24 protein-coding genes and 2 pseudogenes are annotated in these 24,186 nt (G+C 45.0%); 23 read left to right on the top strand and 3 right to left on the bottom strand.

The annotated features are described in order from the left end of the window. Position 1: 1 nt before the first annotated feature. On the top strand, positions 2 to 1,213 hold the full coding sequence (locus HDCHBGLK_RS00130) for a cofactor-independent phosphoglycerate mutase (protein ID WP_004608347.1): 1,212 nt from the start codon (positions 2 to 4) through the stop codon (positions 1,211 to 1,213). Continuing rightward, positions 1,207 to 2,415, top strand: a complete 1,209-nt coding sequence (locus HDCHBGLK_RS00125; protein WP_004608348.1) for an aspartate kinase — start codon at positions 1,207 to 1,209, stop codon at positions 2,413 to 2,415. Before HDCHBGLK_RS00130 ends, HDCHBGLK_RS00125 begins: the two co-directional genes overlap by 7 nt. Here the strand turns inward: HDCHBGLK_RS00125 and HDCHBGLK_RS00120 are convergent. Further along, positions 2,412 to 2,816: a helix-turn-helix domain-containing protein gene (locus tag HDCHBGLK_RS00120; protein WP_004608349.1), complete on the bottom strand. Its 405-nt coding sequence runs from the start codon at positions 2,814 to 2,816 to the stop codon at positions 2,412 to 2,414. The two genes, HDCHBGLK_RS00125 and HDCHBGLK_RS00120, sit on opposite strands and share 4 nt — an antisense overlap. A 112-nt stretch (positions 2,817 to 2,928) precedes the next feature. After that, positions 2,929 to 3,372 carry a CYTH domain-containing protein gene (locus HDCHBGLK_RS00115; protein WP_004608350.1) on the bottom strand — a complete coding sequence of 148 codons (444 nt, stop codon included), beginning with the start codon at positions 3,370 to 3,372 and terminating at the stop codon, positions 2,929 to 2,931. 110 nt (positions 3,373 to 3,482) lie between these two features. Here HDCHBGLK_RS00115 and HDCHBGLK_RS00110 point away from each other — a divergent pair, with 110 nt between their 5' ends. The 18 genes from HDCHBGLK_RS00110 (at position 3,483) to HDCHBGLK_RS00030 (ending at position 21,769) form a co-directional block, all read left to right on the top strand. After that, complete coding sequence (locus HDCHBGLK_RS00110; protein ID WP_009249201.1) at positions 3,483 to 4,037, top strand: DJ-1 family glyoxalase III; 555 nt, start codon at positions 3,483 to 3,485, stop codon at positions 4,035 to 4,037. After that, a complete protein-coding gene (locus HDCHBGLK_RS00105; RefSeq protein ID WP_004608352.1) occupies positions 4,024 to 4,698 on the top strand; it encodes a hypothetical protein in 675 nt (224 codons plus the stop codon). The genes HDCHBGLK_RS00110 and HDCHBGLK_RS00105 overlap by 14 nt, the downstream gene beginning before the upstream one ends. 102 nt (positions 4,699 to 4,800) lie before the next feature. Further along, positions 4,801 to 6,087, top strand: a complete 1,287-nt coding sequence (tig, locus tag HDCHBGLK_RS00100; protein ID WP_004608353.1) for a trigger factor — start codon at positions 4,801 to 4,803, stop codon at positions 6,085 to 6,087. Between the two features lie 36 nt (positions 6,088 to 6,123). Further along, positions 6,124 to 6,705 carry an ATP-dependent Clp endopeptidase proteolytic subunit ClpP gene (clpP, locus tag HDCHBGLK_RS00095; RefSeq protein WP_004608354.1) on the top strand — a complete coding sequence of 194 codons (582 nt, stop codon included), beginning with the start codon at positions 6,124 to 6,126 and terminating at the stop codon, positions 6,703 to 6,705. 37 nt (positions 6,706 to 6,742) lie between these two features. Continuing rightward, a complete protein-coding gene (clpX, locus tag HDCHBGLK_RS00090) occupies positions 6,743 to 8,002 on the top strand; it encodes an ATP-dependent Clp protease ATP-binding subunit ClpX (protein ID WP_004608355.1) in 1,260 nt (419 codons plus the stop codon). 64 nt (positions 8,003 to 8,066) lie between these two features. Further along, a complete protein-coding gene (gene lon / locus HDCHBGLK_RS00085; RefSeq protein WP_004608356.1) occupies positions 8,067 to 10,403 on the top strand; it encodes an endopeptidase La in 2,337 nt (778 codons plus the stop codon). Positions 10,404 to 10,417: 14 nt separating this feature from the next. Further along, the gene (yihA, locus tag HDCHBGLK_RS00080; protein WP_004608357.1) at positions 10,418 to 11,020 is read left to right on the top strand and encodes a ribosome biogenesis GTP-binding protein YihA/YsxC; all 603 of its coding nucleotides are present in this window, start codon (positions 10,418 to 10,420) and stop codon (positions 11,018 to 11,020) included. 4 nt (positions 11,021 to 11,024) lie between these two features. Continuing rightward, complete coding sequence (ytvI, locus tag HDCHBGLK_RS00075) at positions 11,025 to 12,167, top strand: sporulation integral membrane protein YtvI (protein ID WP_004608358.1); 1,143 nt, start codon at positions 11,025 to 11,027, stop codon at positions 12,165 to 12,167. Between the two features lie 149 nt (positions 12,168 to 12,316). After that, positions 12,317 to 14,071 carry an IS1182 family transposase gene (locus HDCHBGLK_RS00070; protein ID WP_330578474.1) on the top strand — a complete coding sequence of 585 codons (1,755 nt, stop codon included), beginning with the start codon at positions 12,317 to 12,319 and terminating at the stop codon, positions 14,069 to 14,071. Positions 14,072 to 14,357: 286 nt separating this feature from the next. After that, complete coding sequence (locus HDCHBGLK_RS00065) at positions 14,358 to 15,461, top strand: hypothetical protein (protein ID WP_004605388.1); 1,104 nt, start codon at positions 14,358 to 14,360, stop codon at positions 15,459 to 15,461. A gap of 19 nt (positions 15,462 to 15,480) precedes the next feature. Beyond that, positions 15,481 to 16,407, top strand: a complete 927-nt coding sequence (locus tag HDCHBGLK_RS00060) for a TPM domain-containing protein (protein ID WP_004605389.1) — start codon at positions 15,481 to 15,483, stop codon at positions 16,405 to 16,407. A gap of 17 nt (positions 16,408 to 16,424) precedes the next feature. After that, positions 16,425 to 17,774, top strand: a complete 1,350-nt coding sequence (locus HDCHBGLK_RS00055) for an SPFH domain-containing protein (protein ID WP_004605390.1) — start codon at positions 16,425 to 16,427, stop codon at positions 17,772 to 17,774. Positions 17,775 to 17,846: 72 nt separating this feature from the next. After that, positions 17,847 to 18,596, top strand: coding sequence for a cyclase family protein (locus HDCHBGLK_RS00050; RefSeq protein ID WP_004605391.1), 750 nt, complete (start codon positions 17,847 to 17,849; stop codon positions 18,594 to 18,596). A gap of 263 nt (positions 18,597 to 18,859) precedes the next feature. Then, the gene (locus HDCHBGLK_RS00045) at positions 18,860 to 19,954 is read left to right on the top strand and encodes a hypothetical protein (RefSeq protein WP_004605392.1); all 1,095 of its coding nucleotides are present in this window, start codon (positions 18,860 to 18,862) and stop codon (positions 19,952 to 19,954) included. A gap of 143 nt (positions 19,955 to 20,097) precedes the next feature. After that, a complete protein-coding gene (locus HDCHBGLK_RS18705; protein WP_009249194.1) occupies positions 20,098 to 20,256 on the top strand; it encodes a hypothetical protein in 159 nt (52 codons plus the stop codon). Between the two features lie 322 nt (positions 20,257 to 20,578). Further along, entirely contained in the window at positions 20,579 to 20,869 is a 291-nt protein-coding gene (locus HDCHBGLK_RS00040; RefSeq protein ID WP_004605394.1) for a hypothetical protein, read from the top strand. A 3-nt stretch (positions 20,870 to 20,872) separates the two neighbouring features. Then, on the top strand, positions 20,873 to 21,202 hold the full coding sequence (locus HDCHBGLK_RS00035; RefSeq protein WP_004605395.1) for a hypothetical protein: 330 nt from the start codon (positions 20,873 to 20,875) through the stop codon (positions 21,200 to 21,202). A gap of 180 nt (positions 21,203 to 21,382) precedes the next feature. After that, complete coding sequence (locus HDCHBGLK_RS00030) at positions 21,383 to 21,769, top strand: IS3 family transposase (protein ID WP_009249193.1); 387 nt, start codon at positions 21,383 to 21,385, stop codon at positions 21,767 to 21,769. 53 nt (positions 21,770 to 21,822) lie between these two features. Here HDCHBGLK_RS00030 and HDCHBGLK_RS19885 read toward each other — a convergent pair. Then, a pseudogene (locus HDCHBGLK_RS19885) lies at positions 21,823 to 22,089 on the bottom strand (helix-turn-helix domain-containing protein); the annotation flags it as partial. A gap of 104 nt (positions 22,090 to 22,193) precedes the next feature. On the opposite strand from HDCHBGLK_RS19885, the gene HDCHBGLK_RS00020 reads away from it, so the two are divergent. The 3 genes and pseudogenes from HDCHBGLK_RS00020 to HDCHBGLK_RS00010 all read left to right on the top strand — a co-directional run bounded on the left by HDCHBGLK_RS00020 (position 22,194) and on the right by HDCHBGLK_RS00010 (position 23,711). Next, complete coding sequence (locus tag HDCHBGLK_RS00020; protein WP_039909332.1) at positions 22,194 to 22,418, top strand: hypothetical protein; 225 nt, start codon at positions 22,194 to 22,196, stop codon at positions 22,416 to 22,418. Between the two features lie 241 nt (positions 22,419 to 22,659). Continuing rightward, positions 22,660 to 22,932, top strand: a pseudogene (locus tag HDCHBGLK_RS00015) (DEAD/DEAH box helicase family protein); the annotation flags it as partial. A gap of 461 nt (positions 22,933 to 23,393) precedes the next feature. Continuing rightward, the gene (locus HDCHBGLK_RS00010; protein ID WP_130574544.1) at positions 23,394 to 23,711 is read left to right on the top strand and encodes a helix-turn-helix transcriptional regulator; all 318 of its coding nucleotides are present in this window, start codon (positions 23,394 to 23,396) and stop codon (positions 23,709 to 23,711) included. Positions 23,712 to 24,186: the final 475 nt, after the last annotated feature.

The following is a 24,186-nucleotide window of genomic DNA, read 5'->3' as shown; positions in this document are numbered from 1 at the left end:
TATGAAATATGTGGTATTGCTTAGCGACGGGATGGCAGGAAGGCCTCTTGAGGAACTGAACGGGCGGACGACGCTGGAAGCAGCGGCGACGCCTGTGATGGACTGCCTTTCGGAGGTATCCGAATTGGGGATGGCCTCCATGGTTCCGGAAGGAATGGCTCCGGGAAGCGATACGGCCAACCTTGCAGTCATGGGCTATGACCCAAAGGTGTATTATACCGGACGCTCTCCGTTAGAAGCGCTGAGCATCGGCGTAGATATGGAAGAGACGGACGTGTCTTTCCGCTGCAACATCGTGACGTTGTCGGAGGAAGACTGCGACTATGAAGACCGGACGATCATCGACCACAGTTCCGATGAGATCAGTACCGAGGATGCGGCGATCCTTCTGGAGGCCCTAAGAGAAGGACTTGAGAGGGAAGGCTACCGTTTCTATGCCGGAACCAGTTACCGTCATCTTCTGATCTGGAAGAATGGGAACGTGGTAGAACTGACGCCTCCTCATGATATTCTCGCAAAAAGAATCGGGGATTACCTTCCGCAAAACGAGGTACTCCGGGACATGATGAAGAAAAGCTATGACATCCTGGAAAACCATCCGATCAATGTAAAGCGTAGAAGCGAGGGCCTACATCCGGCCAACTCCGCCTGGTTCTGGGGCGCGGGAAAGAAGCCGGCGCTGACATCCTTTGAGGAGCGTACCGGCAAGCGCGGCGTGATGATCTCGGCGGTTGACCTTTTAAAAGGAATCGCGGTGGGAGCAGGCATGGACCGCGTGATCGTAGAAGGCGCCAACGGAGGCCTGCATACTAATTACGAGGGGAAGGCCATGGCGGCAGTCGCAGCCCTGACAAAAGACGGCTATGACTTCGCGTATATTCACGTGGAGGCGCCCGATGAGATGGGACATCAGGGAATTGTAAAGGATAAGATTACCGCGATAGAAAATATAGATAAAAAAGTACTGGGCATCGTAGTGGATGGACTTAGAAAGGCGGGAGAAGAATTCAGGCTTCTGCTTCTGCCAGATCATCCAACGCCCATCAAAGTACGCACCCATACAGGGGAGCCGGTTCCCTATCTTCTGTATGACAGTACGAAAGAAGAAGCAGGCCCAGAGGCGTATAATGAGAAGACGGCTTACGCGACCGGCAGGAACTGGCCGGACGGATATCAATTAATCGGGCACTTGCTGCAGGAGGATATATGTTAATAGTAAAGAAATTTGGCGGCAGTTCTGTGGCCAACAAGGAGAGAATCTTCAATGTGGCCCAGCGCTGCATTGAGGACTATAAGGCAGGACATGACATTGTGGTCGTGCTTTCTGCCATGGGGGATACGACGGACAATCTGATCGAAATGGCGAATGCCATCAATCCTAAGGCAAAAAAGAGGGAGATGGATATGCTTCTGTCAACAGGCGAGCAGGTATCCGTATCATTGATGGCAATGGCAATGCATGCTCTGGATGTACCGGCAGTATCCCTGAATGCGTTCCAGGTAATGATGCATTCCACATCCCGCTACGGAAATGCGCGTTTTAAGCGCGTGGATACGGAGAGGATCCTCCACGAGCTGGATTCCAGGAAGATTGTAATTGTAACGGGCTTCCAGGGCGTTAATAAATATGACGATATCACGACGCTTGGAAGGGGCGGCTCCGATACGACGGCGGTAGCGCTGGCAGCGGTGCTGCACGCGGATAAATGCGAGATCTATACAGACGTGGACGGCGTATATACGGCAGACCCAAGAATTGTGAAGGATGCAAAGAAGATAGACGTGATAACCTATGATGAGATGCTGGAACTGGCTAGCCTTGGCGCAAAGGTGCTTCACAACCGATCTGTGGAAATGGCGAAGAAATATAACGTAGAATTAGTGGTACGGTCCAGCCTGAACCGCTCAGAGGGAACCGTAGTCAAGGAGGCAAGCGAAATGGAAAAACTATTAGTGACAGGCGTGGCGGCCGATAAGAATACTGCCAGAATCTCAGTCATAGGAGTGGAAGACAAGCCAGGAATCGCATTCCGTATCTTTGATACCCTTGCTGGCAACAATATCAATGTGGATATTATTCTTCAGTCAGTGGGAAGAGAAGGGACGAAAGACATCTCCTTTACGGTGGCATCCGATGACCTGGAGAATGCGATCAGGATTCTGGAGGAAAATAAAAAGAGACTTACGATCCAGGATATTACATGGAATGAGAAGGTGGCAAAACTTTCCATCGTAGGCGCCGGAATGATGAGCAATCCTGGCGTGGCGGCAAAGATGTTTGAATCTCTGTACAACTCAAGGGTCAACATCAACATGATCTCTACTTCCGAGATCCGGATTACCGTACTGGTTGCAGAGGATGACATCGAGCAGGCCATGATAGCTGTTCATGATGGATTTGCGTTGGCTGATTAATCTGGATGTTTGGAATTGGAATGTAGAAAGCCGGTAATAATCTGTTTATTCTCGTTGGAAAGGGTGCGGAAATTTAGAATCATATCTACTTCTTCATCCGTGAGATAGATGGAATTGCCGGTCTTTTTATCTGTTGCGAGAGCATAGGGAATCGTATCCTCGGATATGCCTGACGTGGTGACATGCTTGTCTTTCAGGCTTCCAAGGACAAGATCGTTGAGACTGACGTGGTAAAATCCGGCCAGGTGAAGCAGAGAATCCAGATCCGGGGTACGCTTGCTTGTCTCATAGTTAGAGTAAGCCTGTCTGGAAATGTTCAGCATATTGCTTAAGGTCGTTTGTGTCAGATTATGTTGTTTTCTTAGATATCTTAAGTTATTGGCCAGCTGTATATTAGGCATAATCGTTAACCCCCACAAGTCATTTCACTTGTTAGTATAGCAATTTACCTAATAAATAGATATCTATGCACCGAAACGTTTCTTTTTAAGAAAAAGAAACAAATCGTTGCTTTTACAGCGTGCTGAGATAACTGTTGTGGAACTTTCCGGAAAAGGTTACGTCTTCCCCGAACCAGGCGGGAGGGATAAAGGTATTGGCATCTTCTTCCGTAGGAAATTCAACTTCCAGAAGGACCAGATGCGCAAGCCGCCCGCCAAATATATCCAGTTCAGCGGTCAATCCGCCGGAAAGAGGGATCATGTAACGCTTCTTTTGAATCAGATGTCCGTCTATTTTGGGCAAAAGGTGGTAATAGGCTTCCCGGGTCAAAGGGAGATTATATTCCTGCCTTGCCATGGAGCCTTTGGATTTGTAAGTGATTTCATACTTGTCGTTATCCCGCCGGATACGAATGACGGGTTCTGTATTCAGATATCCCTGCTCTATGACGCGGCAGGGGTAATCCTCTAGTTTGTCGGGCAGTATTGGTACAAGATACTTGCGTTCTATTTCCATAAGCTTCCAACCTCCAGTCTGGATAATCGTACCATATTTATAGCAATCATAATATAGTTTACACAAAATGTAAACGGTGTTAATATGTAAAATTAAGGAGGATGATTTCAATGAAAAAAGTAAGTGTGATTTTAGCAGACGGATTTGAAGAAATTGAAGCCTTGACAGCGGTAGATCTGCTCAGAAGAGCCCAGATCTATGTAGATACTGTTTCGATTACCGAAGAATACACGGTCCATGGGGCGCATGGAATCAATGTTCAGACAGAAGACCTGTTTGAAGAGGTGAATTTTGTGGAGTCAGACATGATCGTTCTTCCGGGCGGCATGCCGGGAACGCTGAATCTGGATGCCCACTCAGGCGTGCGCAGGGTCGTAAAAGACTTCTTTGAAGAAGGAAAGTATATCGGCGCGATCTGTGCGGGTCCTACGGTGCTGGCGAACCTTGGCCTTTTGAAGGGCAAGCGTATCACATGCCATCCTACTGTGGAGCAGGATATCCAGGGCGCGGTCATTACAAAGGTTCCGGTGACGGTGGATAACAATGTTATCACCGGACGAGGTGCAGGCGCGGCAGTCGATTTTGCCCTTAAGCTGATTGAGGTACTGGCGGGAAGCGACAAGGCAAAAGAGATTGGCGAGATGATTGCGTATGAAAAGATATAAAAAGATATTCCGGATTATGGCGCTGGTTCTTATGCTGGCGCTCTTTGTCACGGGCTGCGGCAAGGATTTTGATGCCTCCGGATATACGCAGGCTTTGCTGGATCTGACTTTTCAGGGTGATACGTCAAGGGCCAGGACTTACATGGAGGATGCCACGGAAAATTCTCTGATGCGTCAGTATCAGCAGTCCATCGATAACTTTGTGGCAGCCAATATCACCAATGAGATTGAGATGAACGAGACCAAGACGGCGCAGTTTGCGGATCTGGTGTCCAAGATATTCGCTACCATGCGTTATGATGTAGGAAAGGCGGAAAAAACCGGAAAAAGGGAGTACGAAGTGCCGGTATCCATACAGCCTTCGGATGTATTCGTTAACTTCCAGCAGTCTCTTTCGCAAGATTCCATCAAGATTACCCAGAAGATCAAAGAGGGAGGCTATGAGGGAACCACGGAAGAGGTGACGCAGCAGGTATTGAATGATATTGTCAACCATGCTTACGAACTGCTGGACGCCGCCTATCAGGACACTGCATATGGAGAGGAAGAAACGGTCATCCTGCATGTGCAGGCAGATAAGAATCATGAATATTCCGTTGATGAGGATGATATGAACAGCCTGGTCTTAAAAATACTTCGCTTAGATGAAATTCAAGGCTAGATATTTACAGATGTTTGTGTTATACTTCTGAGGTGAATGTAATGTAGTATGCCCATCTTTTCGACTACCGAAGGGCGGGATAGAAACAGGAGGAAATAGTAAATGAGTTTACAGGTAGAAAAGTTAGAGAAAAACATGGCAAAACTTACCATCGAAGTTCCTGCCGATGATTTAGAGAAAGCGCTTCAGAGTGCATATATGAAGCAAAAGAATAAGATTTCATTGCCAGGCTTCCGCAAAGGAAAGGTTCCGCGCCAGATGATCGAGAAGATGTATGGCGCAGAGATCTTTTATGATGACGCTGCAAATGAATTGATTCCAAAGGCATATGCAGAAGCTTATGATGAAGCGGAACTTGACATCGTATCAAGACCGCAGATCAATGTGGTACAGATCGAAAAAGGAAAGCCATTCATCTTCACGGCCGATGTTGCGACAAAGCCGGAAGTGACACTTGGCGAGTATAAAGGACTGGAGATAGAAAAGGTATCTACGCGCGTGACGCAGAAGGAAGTGGATGCCAAGATTCAGGAAGAAGCAGAGAAGAATGCAAGGACAATCACCGTAACAGACCGTCCGGTACAGGATGGGGACGAAGTGATCCTGGACTTCGAAGGCTTTGTCGACGGAGTAGCCTTCGAAGGCGGGAAAGGGGAGAACTATCCTCTGACCATCGGATCAGGCTCTTTCATTCCTGGATTCGAGGAACAGCTGGTAGGCGCAGAGGCCGAGAAGGAGATGGAAGTCAAGGTTACCTTCCCGGAAGATTACCATGCCGAGGATCTGAAAGGCAAAGAAGCAGTATTCAAATGCACGATTCATGAGATTAAGGCAAAGGAACTTCCGGAAATTGATGATGAATTCGCAGCAGAAGTTTCTGAATTTGATACATTAGAGGAATATAAGGCTGATATTAAGGCAAAGATTAAAGATCAGAAGGCTTCCGAAGGAAAGAGAAAGCAGGAAGACCAGGCTGTAGATGCTGTAGTCAAGAATGCGCAGTATGAGATCCCTCAGCCGATGATCGAGACTCAGGTTATGCAGATGGCCGATGATTTCGCACAGAGAATCCAGTCGCAGGGCATTTCCCTGGAGCAGTACTTCCAGTTTACGGGTATGACTGCCGACAAGATGATGGATGAACTGCGTCCGCAGGCGATCAAGCGCATTGAGACCCGCCTTGTGCTGGAAGCGATCGCAAAGGCAGAGAATATCGAGATCAGCGACGAAAAACTGGATGAAGAACTGGCTAAGATGGCGGAAAGTTATAAGATGGAAGTAGACAAACTGAAAGAATTCATGGATGAGAATGAAAAGAAGCAGATGAAGGAAGATATGGCAGTACAGGAGGCCATAACTTTCCTGATAGAGAATGCTGTTGAAAAATAAGTCTATACAAGTAACATGTAGTTAGGAGGCATATACATGAGTTTAGTACCTTATGTCATTGAACAGACAAGCCGCGGAGAGCGCTCCTACGACATCTATTCAAGATTATTAAAAGACAGAATCATTTTTCTGGGCGAGGAAGTGACGGATGTGTCTGCAAGCGTGATTGTAGCACAGCTGCTGTTTCTTGAGGCAGAGGATCCGGAAAAGGATATCCATCTGTATATCAACAGCCCGGGAGGATCTGTGACAGCCGGTCTGGCAATTTATGATACCATGCAGTATATCAAGTGCGATATTGAGACAATCTGTATCGGAATGGCTGCAAGCATGGGATCTTTCCTGCTGGCAGGGGGAACCAAAGGCAAGAGGTTGGCTCTTCCGAATGCAGAGATCATGATCCATCAGCCATCAGGCGGCGCACAGGGACAGGCAACGGAGATTCAGATTGCCGCTGAACATATATTAAAGACCCGTCAAAAATTAAATCAGATATTAGCAGAGAATACAGGACAGCCGCTTGACGTTATCCGGATCGGTACAGAGAGGGATAATTTCATGTCTGCGGAAGAAGCGAAAGCATATGGTTTAATTGACGAAGTAATCAAGAGCCGTTAGTCTTGCGCATCGGTCCTTATTATTATGAGGTGAGAGTATGGTAGGAAAGAACGACGATCAGGTGAGATGCTCGTTCTGCAATAAGACGCAGAACCAAGTGAGAAAACTGATTGCAGGCCCCAACGGGGCTTATATCTGTGACGAGTGCATCGATGTCTGCGCAGAGATTATAGAAGAGGAATTCGAATATGATGATGGAAGGCATTGGAATCCATTCGCTGACATCAATCTCCTGAAGCCAGAAGAAATCAAAGAATTTCTGGATGAGTATGTGATCGGCCAGGAAGAGGCAAAGAAAGTGCTCTCTGTGGCTGTCTATAATCATTATAAACGGATTATGGCCCAGAAGGATATGGGGGTAGAACTGAATAAGAGCAACATCCTGATGCTGGGGCCTACTGGCTGCGGGAAGACGCTGCTTGCCCAGTCCCTGGCCAAGATCCTGAATGTTCCGTTTGCCATTGCAGACGCGACTGCGCTGACGGAGGCAGGGTATGTAGGAGAAGATGTGGAGAATATCCTTCTTAAGATCATCCAGGCTGCGGACGGCGATATCGAGCGCGCGGAATACGGCATCATCTATATTGATGAGATTGATAAGATAACCAGAAAGTCCGAGAATCCCTCGATTACTAGGGACGTTTCCGGCGAAGGCGTGCAGCAGGCCCTGCTTAAGATCGTGGAGGGCACGGTTGCCAATGTTCCTCCGCAGGGAGGAAGGAAGCATCCTCATCAGGAACTGATCCAGATTGATACGACCAACATCCTGTTCATATGCGGTGGAGCGTTTGAAGGTATCGATAAGATTGTTGAAAAGCGTATTGACCAGAAATCCATTGGATTTAATGCCGATATTGCAAAGAAGCATGAGAATGATGTAGACAGGCTGCTTGCGCAGGTACTGCCTCAGGATCTGGTGAAATTCGGACTGATCCCTGAGTTGGTAGGCCGTATGCCGGTGACGGTCGCATTGGAGATGTTGGATAAGAAAGCGCTGATGCAGATTCTGTCAGAGCCAAAGAACGCGATTGTAAAGCAGTACCAGAAACTGTTGGAACTAGACGGCGTGGATCTGATCTTTGATCAAAAAGCGCTGGAAGCGATTGCGGAGACTTCCCTTAAGCGGAAGACTGGTGCAAGAGGGCTTCGAGCCATCATGGAGAATATCATGATGGATATCATGTACAAGGCTCCATCTGATGAGACCTTAAAATCATGCCGAATTACAGAAGATGTTGTAAAAGGAATCGGAGAACCGGAATGCGAGCACGCATCCGTCAGATCTGAGAGTGCATAAAATAGTATGGCGGGTGCAAGAAAGACATTTGTGCCCGCCAGTTTTATAACTGGGAGAATAGTATATGAACAGAGAAACATTAAGCCTTCCTATGGTAGCATTAAGAGGACTGTCCATATTGCCGGAGATGGTGCGTCATTTTGACGTAAGCAGGCCCAAGTCTATCCAGGCAATAGAGGAAGCCATGCTGGGAGACCAGAAGATATTCCTGACAGCCCAAAAAGATGTAGAGACGGAGAGCCCGGGGGTTACGGATGTGTACCAGACCGGCTGCGTCGCTGCCATCAGGCAGGTAGTCAAATTACCTAAGAAAATGCTTCGGGTGCTGATATCCGGAGAATCAAGGGCCTGCATCAATGTGATGGAATTCGAAGAGCCTTATATGAGGGCAAATATAACGGTGATTCCAGATACGGATACATCCATTGAAGATACGGGCGCTGAGAAGAATCCTATGAATCTGGACGCCATGATCCGGGGGATGAAGGACATTTTCAAGGAATATCTTTTAAAAGATCCGAAACTGTCCAAGGAACTGGCGGTTCAAATTGAAAATATCAACGAACTGAAAAAACTGGTAGACGTCATAGCCGCCAACATGCCATTTTCCTATACGGATGCCCAGCAGCTGCTGGAGGAGCCGGATCTGATGCGGCGCTATGAACTTCTGGCTTATAAGCTGGTGAGCGAGATACAGATCCTCAATGTAAAGGAAGAACTTCAGAAGAAAGTCAAGGAGCGAGTGGACAAGAACCAGCGGGAGTACATTCTCCGAGAAGAGATGAAGCTGATCCGCGAGGAATTGGGAGATGACAATACGCTTTCAGACGCGGAAGAATTCCAGCAGGAAGCAGATGCCTTAAAAGCCCCCAAGGAAGTCAAGGAGAAGCTTGGCAAGGAGATCAAGCGGTTTAAGAACTCCATGAACAGTCCTGCGGAGGTGGGAGTGATCCGCACTTACATTGAGACAATGCTGGAAATGCCCTGGGATAAAGTATGCAGGGATCACAAGGATATCGCCTATGCCAAGAAGGTATTGGACGAGGATCACTATGGCCTGGAGAAAGTCAAGGAACGGGTGCTGGAATTTCTGGCGGTCAGGGCGCTGACGAAAAAGGGAGATTCCCCCATCCTGTGCCTGGTCGGACCTCCGGGTACCGGTAAGACTTCCATTGCCAAGTCTTTGGCCAGGGCGCTGAAAAAGCCTTATGTGCGTATTTCCCTGGGAGGCGTGCGGGACGAGGCGGAGATCCGGGGGCACAGGAAGACCTATGTGGGCGCCATGCCAGGAAGAATTGCCAGCGCGCTGAAGCAAGCGGGTGTCAAGAATCCTCTGATGCTGCTGGATGAGATTGACAAGGTGAGCAATGATTATAAAGGAGACACCTTCTCCGCGCTTTTGGAAGTGCTGGACAGTGAGCAGAACAGCAAGTTCCGGGATCATTATCTGGAAGTGCCGATGGATCTTTCCGAAGTGCTTTTTGTCACCACGGCTAACACGCTTCAGACCATCCCGCGTCCGCTTCTGGACCGGATGGAAGTCATCGAAGTCAGCAGCTATACGGAGAATGAGAAGATGCATATTGCCATCGAGCATCTGATACCAAAGCAGCTGGAGCGGCACGGCCTTGCGCCGGATCAGCTGACCATAAGCCGGAACGCGCTGTGGAAGATGGCCCGCAACTATACGAAGGAAGCCGGAGTCAGGCAGCTGGAGCGTAAGATCGGGGACATCTGCAGGAAGGCAGCCAGAGAGATCCTGGAGACAAAGAAGAAGGCGGTTCATGTGACCGAGCGCAACCTCCATCTCTATCTTGGCAAGGAACTGTATATCTACCAGATGGCCAATAAGGCGGATGAGATAGGGATCGTCCGCGGGCTGGCGTGGACCAGCGTAGGCGGGGACACGCTTCAGATTGAAGTGAATGTTATGCCAGGCGAGGGAGAGATCCTGCTGACCGGGCAATTGGGAGATGTGATGAAGGAATCCGCAAGGACCGGCATCAGTTACATCCGCTCTGTCAGCAGGGAGCATAAGATAGAGGAAAATTTCTTCAAGGAGCATGACGTACATATCCATATACCGGAGGGTGCCGTTCCGAAAGACGGCCCATCTGCCGGAATCACCATGGCTACGGCCATGATGTCGGCGATCACCGGAAGAAAAGTACGGGCAGATGTTGCCATGACCGGGGAGATCACCTTAAGAGGCCGCGTGCTTCCTATCGGCGGACTGAAGGAAAAACTGCTGGCAGCAAAGAACGCGGGCATCCGCACGGTGATCGTTCCGCAGGAGAATGAGCCGGATGTGGAGGAGATCTCTTCGGAGATTACCAGGGGGCTGGAGATTATTCCAGTATCCCATATGGATGCTGTATTGAAAATCGCTTTGGCAGAATAGGAAAGGGAAATAGAATGATTATCAGAAATATAAATCTGGAAACCGTGTGCGGGCTAACCAGCCAGCTGCCGGACAATCAGCTGCCGGAAATTGCTTTTGCGGGGAAATCAAATGTAGGGAAGTCATCACTGATCAATGCGCTGATGAACCGCAAGTCCTATGCCAGGATATCGGCTACGCCGGGAAAGACCCAGACCATCAATTTTTACAATATCAATGAAGAACTGTATCTGGTGGATCTTCCCGGGTATGGATACGCGAAGGTTTCCGAACAGGAGAAGGCAAAATGGGGGAAGTTGATCGAACGGTATCTGCACGGATCAGCCCAGTTAAAAGCGGTATTCCTGCTGATTGATATCCGCCATGATCCTTCTGCCAATGACAAGATGATGTACGACTGGATCGTGGCACAAGGGTACAATCCGATCATCATAGCTACGAAGCTGGATAAGATTAAAAGAAGCCAGGTTGACAAGCATCTGAAGGCAGTAAGGCAAGGGCTTAATCTTGTTCGGGGAACCAAGGTCCTCCCATTTTCCTCTGTGACCAAGCAGGGAAAAGACGATATCTGGGCGTTTGTAGAGACGGAATTGCTGGGCAAAGAAGAGGTGGAGTAGCCATATGGAGACGAACTTTAAGGAACAGTTGCATGATACCCGTCCCTATTGGAAGGTGATCGTGAGCCTGACTTTCAGCCTGATAGCGACGATCCTGTTCATCTATGTAGGCTTTCGGCTGCTGGGCTTCTTTATGCCATTCGTGATCGGATGGTTTATCTCCTATATTGCCAGCCCAATCGTCAATTGGCTGGAAAAGCGTGTTAAAATCGTTAAGAAACTGGGCTCCGCATTAATTATCATCGCAGTATTAGGGGCAGTCGGGATCCTGATCTATTTTATCGGAAGTAAGCTCTGGAAAGAGATCGCATCTTTGATCCAGAACATGCCAAAGATGTATCAGGACCTGGAGTCCGGATTTGGAGAGATTGGAAGCAGTTTAAACGGCGTGTTCAAAGTGCTTCCGGCGAGCCTTCAGGATGCATGGCATACCATGACCAGCAATCTGGATAAGACTATGGGCGACTGGATGGGAAGGATCAGCGAGCCTACGGTGGCGGCTGCCGGAAATGTCGCAAAACGGATTCCATCCGTCCTGATAGCAACTATCGTTACATTCATCTCAGCCTATTTCTTCATTGCGGAGAGGGATGAGGTGATAGAGTGGGCGAAGAAGGTATCGCCGGAACCGATAGTGCGCCGCATGAGCATGGTGATCGACAATCTGAAGTTTGCGGTAGGCGGATATTTTAAAGCCCAATTTAAGATTATGGGGGTCGTATGCCTGATTCTGGTGATTGGCTTTGTAATTCTGAAGGTACACTTCTATTTTTTACTGGCGCTGCTCATCGCATTCCTGGATTTTCTCCCTTTTTTCGGGACAGGAACCGCGCTGATACCGTGGGCGCTTTATAAACTTCTGGTGAAAGACTACAGGATGTCGGTGGGCCTGATCATCCTCTATGGAGTCACCCAGCTGGTACGGCAGCTGATCCAGCCGAAACTGGTGGGGGACAGCATGGGAATGCAGCCGCTTCCTACCCTTCTGTTCTTATATATTGGATACAAGGCAGGCGGTATTTTTGGAATGATCTTCGCGGTCCCGATCGGGATGATCGTAATAAATCTGTATAAGGCAGGCGCATTCGACTATATTTTGGAAGATGTGAAGATTCTTATGGAAGGGATCTTAAGCCTGCGGGAATAAAAGGAAGGGGCTATCGGGAAATAGATAGTTCCAAATAGGGGCAGATGTGACTCATACCAGGTCACATCTGCCCCTGAAATTTTTCCATAAAAGAGAAAAAGATGGCTAACGACAACCATCTCTTCTCCGTTACATGTTATAATGTAACTATGCTAAACAATAAGTATTATAACGAATTTTTTGAATTAGGGCAACAGAAAATTAACTTCAGTTTCTTCGAATTGTGTTTACCTGACGACGATCCAGTCTATACCCTGAAAAAAGTGATGGAGGAATTAGATTTTTCTGGCTTGTTGGCCAATTGTTCAGATAAGGGAAGAACCGGGTATAACCCAATTATGATGTATGCCGTAGTTACTTACGCAAACATGCGTGGGATTAGAGCTGTTGACCGTATTGTGGAATTATGCGAAAGAGACCTTGCATTTATCTGGCTTACCAAAGGTCAGAAACCAAAAAGGGATGCTTTTTATGAGTTCAAGAATAAAAGACTGACTGCAGATGTATTGGATGAGTTGAATTACCAGTTTCTCCGCCGCCTGCAAAAAGAAGGACTGATCACATTGAAATCCCTTTTTATTGATGGAACAAAAATAGAGGCCAATGCAAACCGCTATACATTTGTGTGGAGAGGGACGATCAATTATCATCTCGCAGGCTTACTCGATATGATTGATTCACTGTATCAGAAGTATAATGCATGGATAGATGAAAATGAGTATGGCATAAAATATGACATTCCCCATGCACATATGTTTGTGATCGAAGGAATGGATAAGGTAAGAGATGTCATTGAAAAGAACCGGAAGCGAAAACTGACAAAACATAAAAAGTTGTCCAATAATACGATCATCGAGATTGACAACTGTTCCCCATTGGAGATTTTGAAACTTCAGAAAAATCTGACTCAGATCGCAGAGAAGGAACAGATTGCGTTTGTTTACGGAAAAGGGAAGAGGAAATCGGAGCTCCAGCAGCTTTATGAGGAATTAGAAACCTGCGGCGAACGCCTTATGGGATACAAAGAATGTTTTGAGATCATGGGAAAGGACAGGAACAGCTATTCCAAAACAGATTTAGAAGCCACCTTTATGAGAATGAAAGAAGATCACATGCTGAACGGACAGTTAAAAGCCGCATATAATGTTCAGATCGCAGTAGAGAATTATTTCATTGTCCATGCTTATGTAAGCAATGACCGGACAGACTATAACACACTGATTCCGGTTTTAGAAAAGCATAAAAATGCATTTGGGGAGATTTTGGAAGAAGTAACCGCAGATAGCGGTTATTGTAGCGAGAAAAATCTTCTGTATTTAAAGAAAAATAAGATATCCAGTTACATCAAGCTGCAGGATCATGAAAAACGGAAAACACGCGCTTACAGAGAAGATATTGGAAAATATTACAACATGAAAACACAGATATTTGAGGATGAACGGTATTATGTTTGTCATGACGGAAGAGGATTGCATCATATCCGCACAGAGACCAAAAAACAGCCGGGTTATACCCAGACTTTTGAGGTATACGGATGTGCAGACTGTAGTGGTTGTGAACACAAAGCGAAATGCTTATATAAATATAACGCAGAAAAAGATGCTGAGAAAAACAAAGTTATGAAGATCAATGAACAATGGGAAACATTGAAAGAGGAATCCCATGCAAACATCCAAAGTGAGAAAGGGATTCTAAATCGTCAGATCCGTTCCATCCAGACAGAAGGACATTTTGGAGATATCAAGGAAAATGATAGTTTCCGAAGATTCAACTACCGAACGTCAGAGAAGGTGTATAAAGAATTCATGCTGTATGCCATTGGTCGGAACATGAATAAATATCATCGTTTTCTTCATGAAGAGATTAAAAAATTCGAAGGAAAAACCGAGGAAAAGACGGCTTAAAAAATGTGCATGTTCAAAAATGCAGTTATGGGTGTTTTGCGCCCTAAAATATATACAGAAAAAGAACAATAAGAATCTCCCAAAGAATATCAAGTATGAAAAACACTGATTTTTATGGGAGATTCTTATTTTAGGATTTAGAGTTTAAAAATCGGTATTAACCGACATCCCCTTCCTTTGTAAAATAATGGAAATGTTTTTTGTATGCTGACAGTTATACAAAACAGAAACAATCTATGATATACTATCTATAATTAGGCATACAAAAGGTAAAGGGGTAGAGAGCATGAGCGTAAAAGAGTATAAGTGTCCTTGCTGCGGCGGAAACCTGGTGTTCAACAGCGACACCCAGAAGCTTCATTGCCCGAACTGCGACAACGAGATGGATATGGAGACCTACCAGGAATATGCAAAGGTAGTCGAGTCCACGGAGCAGAAAAAAGACACCTACGACTGGGGAACCACCGACTTTGGAAGAACAGGTGAATGGGTGGTCAAGGAAGATGGAAGCAGGGTATATAAATGCCCGTCCTGTGGCGGAGAGATTGAAGCCCGGGAGACGACGGCTGCAACCAAGTGCCCATACTGCGACAGCCCGGTCATTCTTCCGAAACAGGTATCAGGGGGATTTAAGCCGGATCTTATCGTGCCGTTTCAACTGGATGCGAAAGCCGCAAAAGAAGCATATAAGGGATTCTGCAAAAAGAAGGCCCTGCTTCCAAGATCCTTCCAAAGCGACCAGAAGATCAAGGAGATCACGGGAATCTATGTCCCATTCTGGCTGTTCAGCTGTCAGGCAGAGGGAACCATCAATTATAATGGACAGAGGATCAAAAAATGGAAGGACCAGCAGTATGAATACATACAGACAGACTATTATCTGGTATCCAGGGAAGGCCGCGTAAGTTTTGACTATGTGCCGGTGGATGGATCTGTGGAAATGGATGACGCCTATATGGAATCTATCGAGCCATATGACATGTCAAAGGCCGTTTCGTTTGACGAGGCATACCTGTCCGGCTATGAAGCGATCAAGTATGACGTTTCCAAAGATGAGAGCCGCGGCAGGGCGCAGGAGAGGATTAAGACCAGTTTTCAGGACATTTTAAAGCAGTCCGTTGACAAGAAGGAATATGACATCCTGATGCTGAAGAATTCACAGATTGGCTGCACCAATGGATCAGTCCATTATGCGCTGCTGCCCGTCTGGGTGGTGAAAGTTGAATATAAAGACAAGATTTACCGGTTTGCCATGAATGGGCAGACGGGAAAGCTGGTAGGCGAGCTGCCGGTGGATTCGGGACTATTCTGGAAGAATGCCTTGGGCTTCTTTGCTGGAAGCAGTATTGCGGTTTACATGCTGATCATGCTTGTCCGTTTATTTTTATAATTGTAGGAAAGGGTAGAAGATGATGAAGAGATTACGATTGATTGCGGCGGCCTTATGCCTGCTAGCTGCAAACGTCATTCCGGTGGCAGCCAGCGAGGGGACGGATCTGCCCAAAGTCATAGATGATGCAGGGATACTGTCGGATTATGATGAGACCCGGCTGTCAAGCCAGATTGATGAGATGACCCAGCAATACCAGATAGACATTGTGCTGATGACGGAGAATCGGAGGCAGGAAGGCACAGCCCAGGCAGAGGCTGACATGCAGTATGTGAACAGAGGATATGGGATAGGAGAGGGCAAGGACGGAATCCTGTTTCTGCTGGATATGGGAAGCAGGGAATGGGCAATCTCCACCAACGGTGCAGCCATGACCATGTTTTCCGATTACGACTTGTCCGCATTGGGAGATCATGCGGCATCCGGATATTTTTCCTCTGACCAGTACTATCAGGGGTTTCAATCTTATTTGAAGGAACTGGACAAGACGCTGGAGCGTAATTTGAATCCACAAAAAGAAGAAAATGAACTTGGCAATGCCCTGGCTTCTGCTATTGCCGATGGGCAGAAAGAGGCAGAGAGCAAGGAGGAAGAAAAGGCAGAAGAAAAGGCGGAAGAAACGGACGCAAAGCCCAAGGAGCCGAAAGGCCCGGAGGATTATATCATACCGGCACTTGTCTGCGGACTGATTCTGACCATACTTTATATGGCATCCTTGAAGTCCGGGATGAAGACGGCAAATATGCAGAAAGATGCCCAGGACTACCAGAGAGGAGATGCTGCGACCCAGATACGCAAGAGGGATATATTTCTTACCAGCAGCATCACGAAGAAGCCGATCGAGCAAAAGCAGGACAACAGACAGCATTATGGCAGTCATAACAGGACAACGCTGCATAAGGATAAGCATGGGAATATGCATGGCGGCGCCAGCGGTAAATTTTAGAGCAGGAGGATACAGATATGGGATTGATTAAAGCGGCATTAGGATCAGTTGGAGGAGTGCTGGCAGACCAGTGGAGGGAATACTTCTATTGCGATTCCCTGGAGGACGGAGTGATCGTGACCAAGGGAGTCAAACGTACGACTAGAAGGGGCTCCAATAAAAAGGGAAGCGACAATATTATCAGCAATGGCTCTGTCGTTGCAGTCAACGAGGGGCAGTGCATGATGATCGTAGAACAGGGCAAGGTGGTAGAATTTTCATCTGAGCCGGGCGAGTTCATCTGGGATAGTTCTACAGAGCCTACCATATTCTACGGAGGTTTCGGAAAAGGGCTTCTGGATTCCTGGAATACCCTTAAGAAACGTTTTACGATGGGCGGAGAGACTGGAAACGACCAGAGGGTCTATTTCTTTAACACAAAGGAAATGATGGGAAATAAGTATGGCACGCCGAATCCGGTGCCATTCAGAGTCGTTGACTATAATATCGGGCTGGACATGGATATTGCCATCCGGTGTTTTGGACAATATTCCTATCAGCTGAACAATCCGATCCTATTCTATAAGAATGTATGCGGCAATGTGGACGATGAATTTACAACAAAGGATCTGGACAGCCAGCTCAAAAGCGAACTTTTGACAGCGCTCCAGCCCGCATTTGCCAAAATATCCGAGATGGGCGTCCGCTACAGCGCACTGCCGGGCCATACGATGGAACTGGCAGATGCCCTGAAGGAAGTCCTATCCGATAAATGGGAGGACATCCGAGGAATTGAGATCGTATCCATAGGCGTGAACAGCGTGACCGCATCCGAGGAGGATGAGGCATATATTAAGGAACTGCAGCGGACGGCGGTGATGAAGGATCCGACCATGGCAGCGGCCCACCTGGCGCAGGCGCAGGCAGCGGCCATGCAGGCGGCGGCGAAGAATGAGAATGCAGGTCCGGCCATGGCTTTCATGGGCATGGGAATGGCAGGAACGCTGGGAGGCATGAATGCGCAGAATCTTTACCAGATGGGGCAGCAGACGGGGCAAGGACCGCAGAATGTCAGGCCTCAGGCAGCTGCTTATCAGCCCGGAACCCCCGCGATGGATGGGTGGATCTGTGCCTGCGGCATGGCAGGAAATACTGGAAAGTTCTGCCAGGAATGCGGCGCGCCCAAGCCAATACCTGAGGAGGGCTGGACGTGTTCCTGCGGGGTGGTGAACAAAGGAAAATTCTGTACAGAATGCGGAGCGAAGAAGCCGGCGGGAGTTCCCCAATACCGCTGCGATAAATGCGGCTGGGAACCGAAAGATATGAAGAATCCGCCTAAGTTCTGCCCGGAATGTGGAGATCCATTTGATGATGGGGATATAATTTAAGACAGTTGAAAATGTATAATGTCTTTTAGACGAAGAGTAGTTTTGTGAATTTTATTAGAGGAGGACCAGATTATGTATGAATTATGGGAAAAGTTGGAAGAATTGAAGAAGTATCGCTGGATAGAATTATCACATCCACTGAACAATCACAGCCCCTATTGGGCGGGGATACCGGAAGGCGCGGTAGAACTTGGGAAAACGGTCTATGACTGGGGAAATGAACTGGAATGCCTGATCCAGACCTTCAAGTTTCCGGGGCAGTTTGGAACACATATTGATTTTCCGGGACACTTTGTGAAGGGGGAGCCGCTCAGCGAGCAGTATACCGTGCGGAACATGGCATATCCTCTCGTGGTGATCGATGTGTCCGAGAAGGTGAAGGAAGATGTGCACTATGCAGTTACCGTGGAGGATATTAAGGCGTATGAAGAAGCGTATGGAGATATTCCGGATGGGGCGTTTGTAGCGCTGCGCACAGGATGGAGCGAGCGGTGGCCGGATATGGATGCGATCTCCAATGTGGATGAGAATGGCGGGGAACATTTCCCGGGCTGGTCCATGGAAGCGCTGCAGTATATCTATGAAGTCAGGAATGCGGCGGCCAACGGGCATGAGACGCTGGATACGGATGCCTCCGCTCTGGCAGAGAAGGCGGGGGATCTGGCATGCGAAAGATACCTGCTGGGGAAGGGAAAATTGCAGGTCGAGGTCATGTGCAATCTGGATCAGGTGCCTCCGGCAGGCGCCATCGTATTTGCAGCGTTTCTTCCAATTGAAGGAGCCACAGGGCTCCCGGTCCGCATGTGGGCAATTGCGAAGTAGCATCGCTTAACCTGGGAAAGGAATGGAAATAGCCCCTTGGTACTGGTAGTTTTGCGTTTTGGGAATGTGCAATAAACTTGTAAAATCCATTCTAGCATAGCGGGAAAATGACCGCAATGGAGAACATCAAATTTATGGTGGGCGACTTTTCTTGTGATTGACACCAGCCATATAATAGGATAAAATGAAAAAGAACATTTGTTCCCGAAATTGTCTATCGGAGATATGGATTAAGAGAGAATGGAGAAAAACGGATGCGGTTAATGTTGAAAGATAGCCCTTTACTGGAAATCGATGAAAATGGAGCATGCCAAATCTTAGATTTTGAACGTCTTCCGTTTGCGCTCAGAAAACAGAGGATCACTCTGGTGGATTTTGTTGAATGGGCATCCGGCAGAACGCTTTCGATTGGCAGAAGTTATGCAAAAGAAATATTAAACAGCTTAAGGCTGTCTCAAAAGAACCGATATGCTGTATGCAAGGCATGCAGGGGACTGAGTCTAGAGGATTCTTACTGGATCCTGCAAGAGGGTGATGATAAGAAGTGGGCAGAGGTTAATTTGTTTGAGAATCCGTTTTCTTTATTTATCACAGAGATTTCTTTATCAGGAAGAAATGTTACCTATACGGCTGATGCGCAAATAAAAAATGCGATTCATACTCCAGAATTAACGACGCTGGGGGCAAGCGCGAAAGGCTGGATCCGGCAGGCGGATGGCTTGTATCTTCATAAAGTTGGAAAGTATGAGATTCCGGCAGATGAAATTTTAAATGTGATAGATATTGAACATATACCATATAAAAGATCCGAAGAGTCTGAGATTCATTCTTACTTATCTAAAGAAAGAATGGAATGGATAGAGGGAGTAGGAGAAGTTATCGTTAATTCCAGACTGTTTACGACCGAAGATATTGCCATGGTGACCTTTGAAGAATTTCGTGTATTTTGCGAAGCCTATGGTTTGAATCCATATGTAGAGGCAATAAAAATAGACAGAACGGCTTATTTAAAAATGCAGATTGCAGATTACATTTTGAATAATAATGACAGGCATGAGCAGAATTGGGGATTTTTAATGGAGAATGCAAGCGGAAGGCTTATCGGATACTGTCCGCTTTTCGATCATGATCATGCTTTTTCTAGCAATCCAGATGTAGTATCCCAGACCACAGAGACTGAGATGACTTTATTCGAGGCTGCCTGTCTGGCTCAGTCTGAACTTAGACTTGATTTGAACGGGCTGGAAGATATGCGGCGCCCTGATTTTCTGACAGAAGAGCAATGGCAGTCGGCGCTGGAGAGAAAAAGAAAATTGGATTATGCTATTACCATATCAGAAAAAATTAGGATTAAGTGATGCGTTTTTTGAACTATGTAAAGAAAAAATAGGGTTGAGTAACAGATATTTAACAAAGGAAGATACAAGTGGACGCTATGATGGTATATGGAAATTAGTTATTCCTGCTAATAGGTACGGTTTGATAAATGGAGGAGTTTCTAATGACAGAATACAACAGAACTGAACTTGGAAAAAAGGCAACAGAACGAGGATTTGTCATACGAACTGGAACAGCAGAAGTACAGCAAATGGCAACAAAAATAAAGTACAGAACAAACATTCGATTTGGCTCTGTACTTTATTTTTATATTCTGATATGATAGCGGGAGAAGCATTTTTTCTAAAATTGGTTTACTGGGCTTATCCGAAGTGAATAACAGGCGATACGAACAATATGAATGTGGATAAAGTTTAGAAATTGAAAAATCAAGGATTTGGTGAAGAAACCAATAAATTTATTCCTCACCGCTGTTGTGGTGAAATAAAGGTTTACTTTCACACAATAATAAAGCATAATAAATGTGTAAGGGTAAATAAAATTTGAATATGAAAAAAGAAATGATTTTTTAAAGGTTTAATGTTAGAATGATAAGAGAAGAAGTAAATGAGTTATCGTTTCAGTGAATTGAAAGGGTGAATGTAATGTATAAAGTAGAGATAAAATTTGATTCTAGTAAGCTGACACAAAGTGATATGGATAGAATTTGTGAGCAGACAGACCAGATTTTTGAAAAAGAGGATTTGAACTGTGCAGATAGACAGCCGGGACGTAGAGTGTACCTTGATAGAGGACGCAAGCAAGACTACGGAAGATTTTGGGCAGCTATATTCGCATTGAAAAGTGCAGCAGGAATTTCAATGCATTTACAGGAATGCTTTTGGTATAATGGCAGTGAAAAAGAAAATTTGATTACAGAATTTATGAGGAACTAATCAATGGATAGTACACAGAGAAAAGGTATCAATTTTGATTTAGATACAGAGGCACTGAAAGAACACTATCCGAAAGGTGATTGGCATAACGCTTATTATGATGTGAGGACATATTTTGAAAAGAATGGTTTTGAACATATTCAAGGATCAGGCTACCATTCTATTGAAGTAGTGTCAGAAGCAAAAGCAATGGCGGTCATCTATCAAATGACAAAAGAAATTCCGTGGTTGAATTATTGTGTAAGTGTTTGTACGATTTCTGATGTTCCGGAACTCTATGACATCTCTCATGTATTTGAAAGAGAAGCACAGCAATTATCTGGAGAGAAGTAAAAATGTGGTAAGAATTAACATGGCTGATTGGTTTGAAAATGTAAAAAACTAGTCGGCTATTTTAATATCTCAATATGTTAATTCAATTCATGGGAGAGTATAAAATAGGAATACTTTCTTGTTGTTATTATCCCAAAATGATATAATGGTGAAATACTTTCCCTTGTTATGAGAGATAACATGAAGAAAGAATTATGTATAGATACTTTTAATGCCGTAACGAAGAGATATCAGCTTGATGGCTGTATTCTTCATTCTGACAGAGGCAGCCAGTACACAAGTGAATCTTTCCGCGAAACATTATCCAAGGCAGGCGTTGATCAAAGTTTAAGTGGAGTAGATCACTGCTATGATAACTCTCGGATGGAGAGTTTCTTTGCCACATTGAAAAAGGAATTACTCTATCGAATACCTACATATAGGATGAAAAGAGAAAACGTGAAGTCAATAATTTTCCGATATGTCTTCACTTATTACAATCAAAAAAGAATCTATACGGCTAATCCAGGAGGTTATCCTCCGGCCGTATATAGATTGTTGCAGGAAGAGACACTTCTTGCAGCGTAGGAGCAAATGGAATTTAGTGAGTTTATACGACTACACTTTTCTTGACAATTCCACCTGCAGAGTTTACAGAGAATACCACACTGTTCATCACAAAGGCAAACTATTTTACAAGTTTTACGATGAATACACGGCGGGTTTGTATATCCTGCATCGGGACGTTCTTTTGTATGTGCATGAAGTCTTATTTCTTTTGATATAGTAGAGGGGTCCTTTCCGATAATTCTTCCAATTTCTGCGAAACTCTTATTCTCGGTGAGTCCTTTCTCGATATCAATACGCTGTTCAAATGTTAAATGTTTTTGATTGCCTTTATTATTCATAATTATCTCCGATCTGCACAGGCAGGCAATCAGCTGCGAGTACATTATACGGAGTTATGAATATCAAGGGCAATAGGACAAATATATGTGCAAGAGTAACTTCCATGACGCTGGAATTTACTCTTGCCAACTGGAATTTAAAAATGCATTTAAGTGTTGAATATGGAAATATGGAAAGTACAAATGAAAAATCGAACATTTGTACTTTTCTTTGCTTTGGGATATATACTTTTAGAAAGATGTTTGATATAATGTGCGTTAAGGCAGAGTCAGGCGGCTGGAAAATATTTGCCATGCTTGCATGGGTAAATATTATTTCAGACATCTGACGAGCGAGGCGACTGAGGAAAACCGCAGGTTTTGCGAGGTACTCTGCCTATATATTTGATTTAGTGTTATTTAATGATGTTTAATCCCCGAAAATCGGTTTTGTGACTTTTGCTTTCTAAAATTCGTAAAAGTGATTTATAAGTCGGGGATTTTAAGTTTTCGTTACGAATTTCATTACGAATGGTTTTTAAAATGTGGCTGATATTGAACGTATCAAAAGTCACAAATGGAGGTTTTAATATGCCAGAATTTAAATTACAAGCCCCATATCAGCCTACCGGAGATCAGCCGCAGGCTATCGCAGAACTGGTAAAAGGATTCAAGGAAGGCAACCAATGCCAGACTTTACTAGGGGTTACGGGTTCCGGTAAGACATTCACGATGGCGAACGTGATTCAGGAACTGCAAAAACCGACGCTCGTTATCGCACACAATAAAACACTTGCTGCTCAGTTGTACGGAGAATTCAAGGAGATGTTCCCTAACAACGCAGTGGAGTATTTTGTATCCTACTAATGACAAGTTGGAAAAATAATGGAATTATACGCTTTTTGGGACGATTTTATGCTGTTTGCGCGGACTGTACGGACAGAATATCACTAGATGAAAATAGACGGACAGGTGACCTAATTCGTACATAGAGGTTGCTTTTTTTGTATTCTCCAGAGGGGATAAGAGATAAATGATGGGGCATTTCATGAATGCGTTGTTGAAAATTAGAGTCAAAAGAGCTGATTTTAAGAAGTGAGTATATTTATACAAAGAAAAATTGACATGGATAGTATAAAAATATAATTCTTTTAGAGTATATAGTTCTTGAAATAAGCTTTTTTCAAAGTTAAAAAGATAGATTTTCATGATAAAGAGAAAAAATATTTTAAAAGCAAAAGATGTAGCTAATCCAGATTACTTGACAGAGTTATTGATGAAAGGTATGCTGTTTGTTAAATTATAAACATAATTTAGGAGAGAACATGAAAGAATTTAATGGAGAAAAATTTTGTAAGGATCTTATTGAATTAAGAGGAACAGATTCACAATCTGCATTTGCAGAAAAATTAGGGATTAACAGATCAACATTGTCTTTGCTGGAAAATGGCAAACAGACTCCGGCACTTGAACTTTTTAATAAAGTGTGTAATTTAGTGCCCAAAAGTACAGAGGAATATTTTAAAGAAACGACAGAAGAAGATTCTTTGGTGTATTTGAAGGGAAGTCTTGAAGATGCCGATAAGGTTAAAATTGAAGAAATGGCTGAGCGTATCCGTATTAAGAAAAATACGAATACCTAGAAAAAAGGAGTAGCTATTTCAAACATTGATTATAAAGAATCATTTGAACACTATTTTCAGGAGGAATATGATTTTAATACTTCTTCTTTGTCACCAGTACAAATCAAGGAAATCAAGCAGAGAGAAAAGCAAATGAGGGTGGATTATGCACTGGCACTAATGGGGATCGGTATATATTTAATTGGATAATAAATCGGAACAGGAATATAAGATTTGAGATGGTGACGTTTAATTCAGAGAATATTGATGGTATGCTGTATGTGCTTAGAATTAAAAGGAAGAGAAGTTGTGCGTGTAATGTTACAGAATAAATATCTGCTTTCTGAGATTTATAAAATTTCAGGTGTAACAGAGGAAGAAGTGTTGGTTATCAAAGAAAGTATGTAGATAGTTTCCTAGAAATATTGAAAATAATTATCTGTATTTGGGGATTCATGGATATAATGAAAGGGGAGGAGGTACATCATATGAAACA

Source organism: [Clostridium] scindens ATCC 35704, from assembly GCF_004295125.1.
In the GTDB taxonomy this organism is placed as follows: Bacteria; Bacillota; Clostridia; order Lachnospirales; family Lachnospiraceae; genus Clostridium_AP; species Clostridium_AP scindens.
This window is presented reverse-complemented; position numbering and strand designations above follow the sequence as displayed.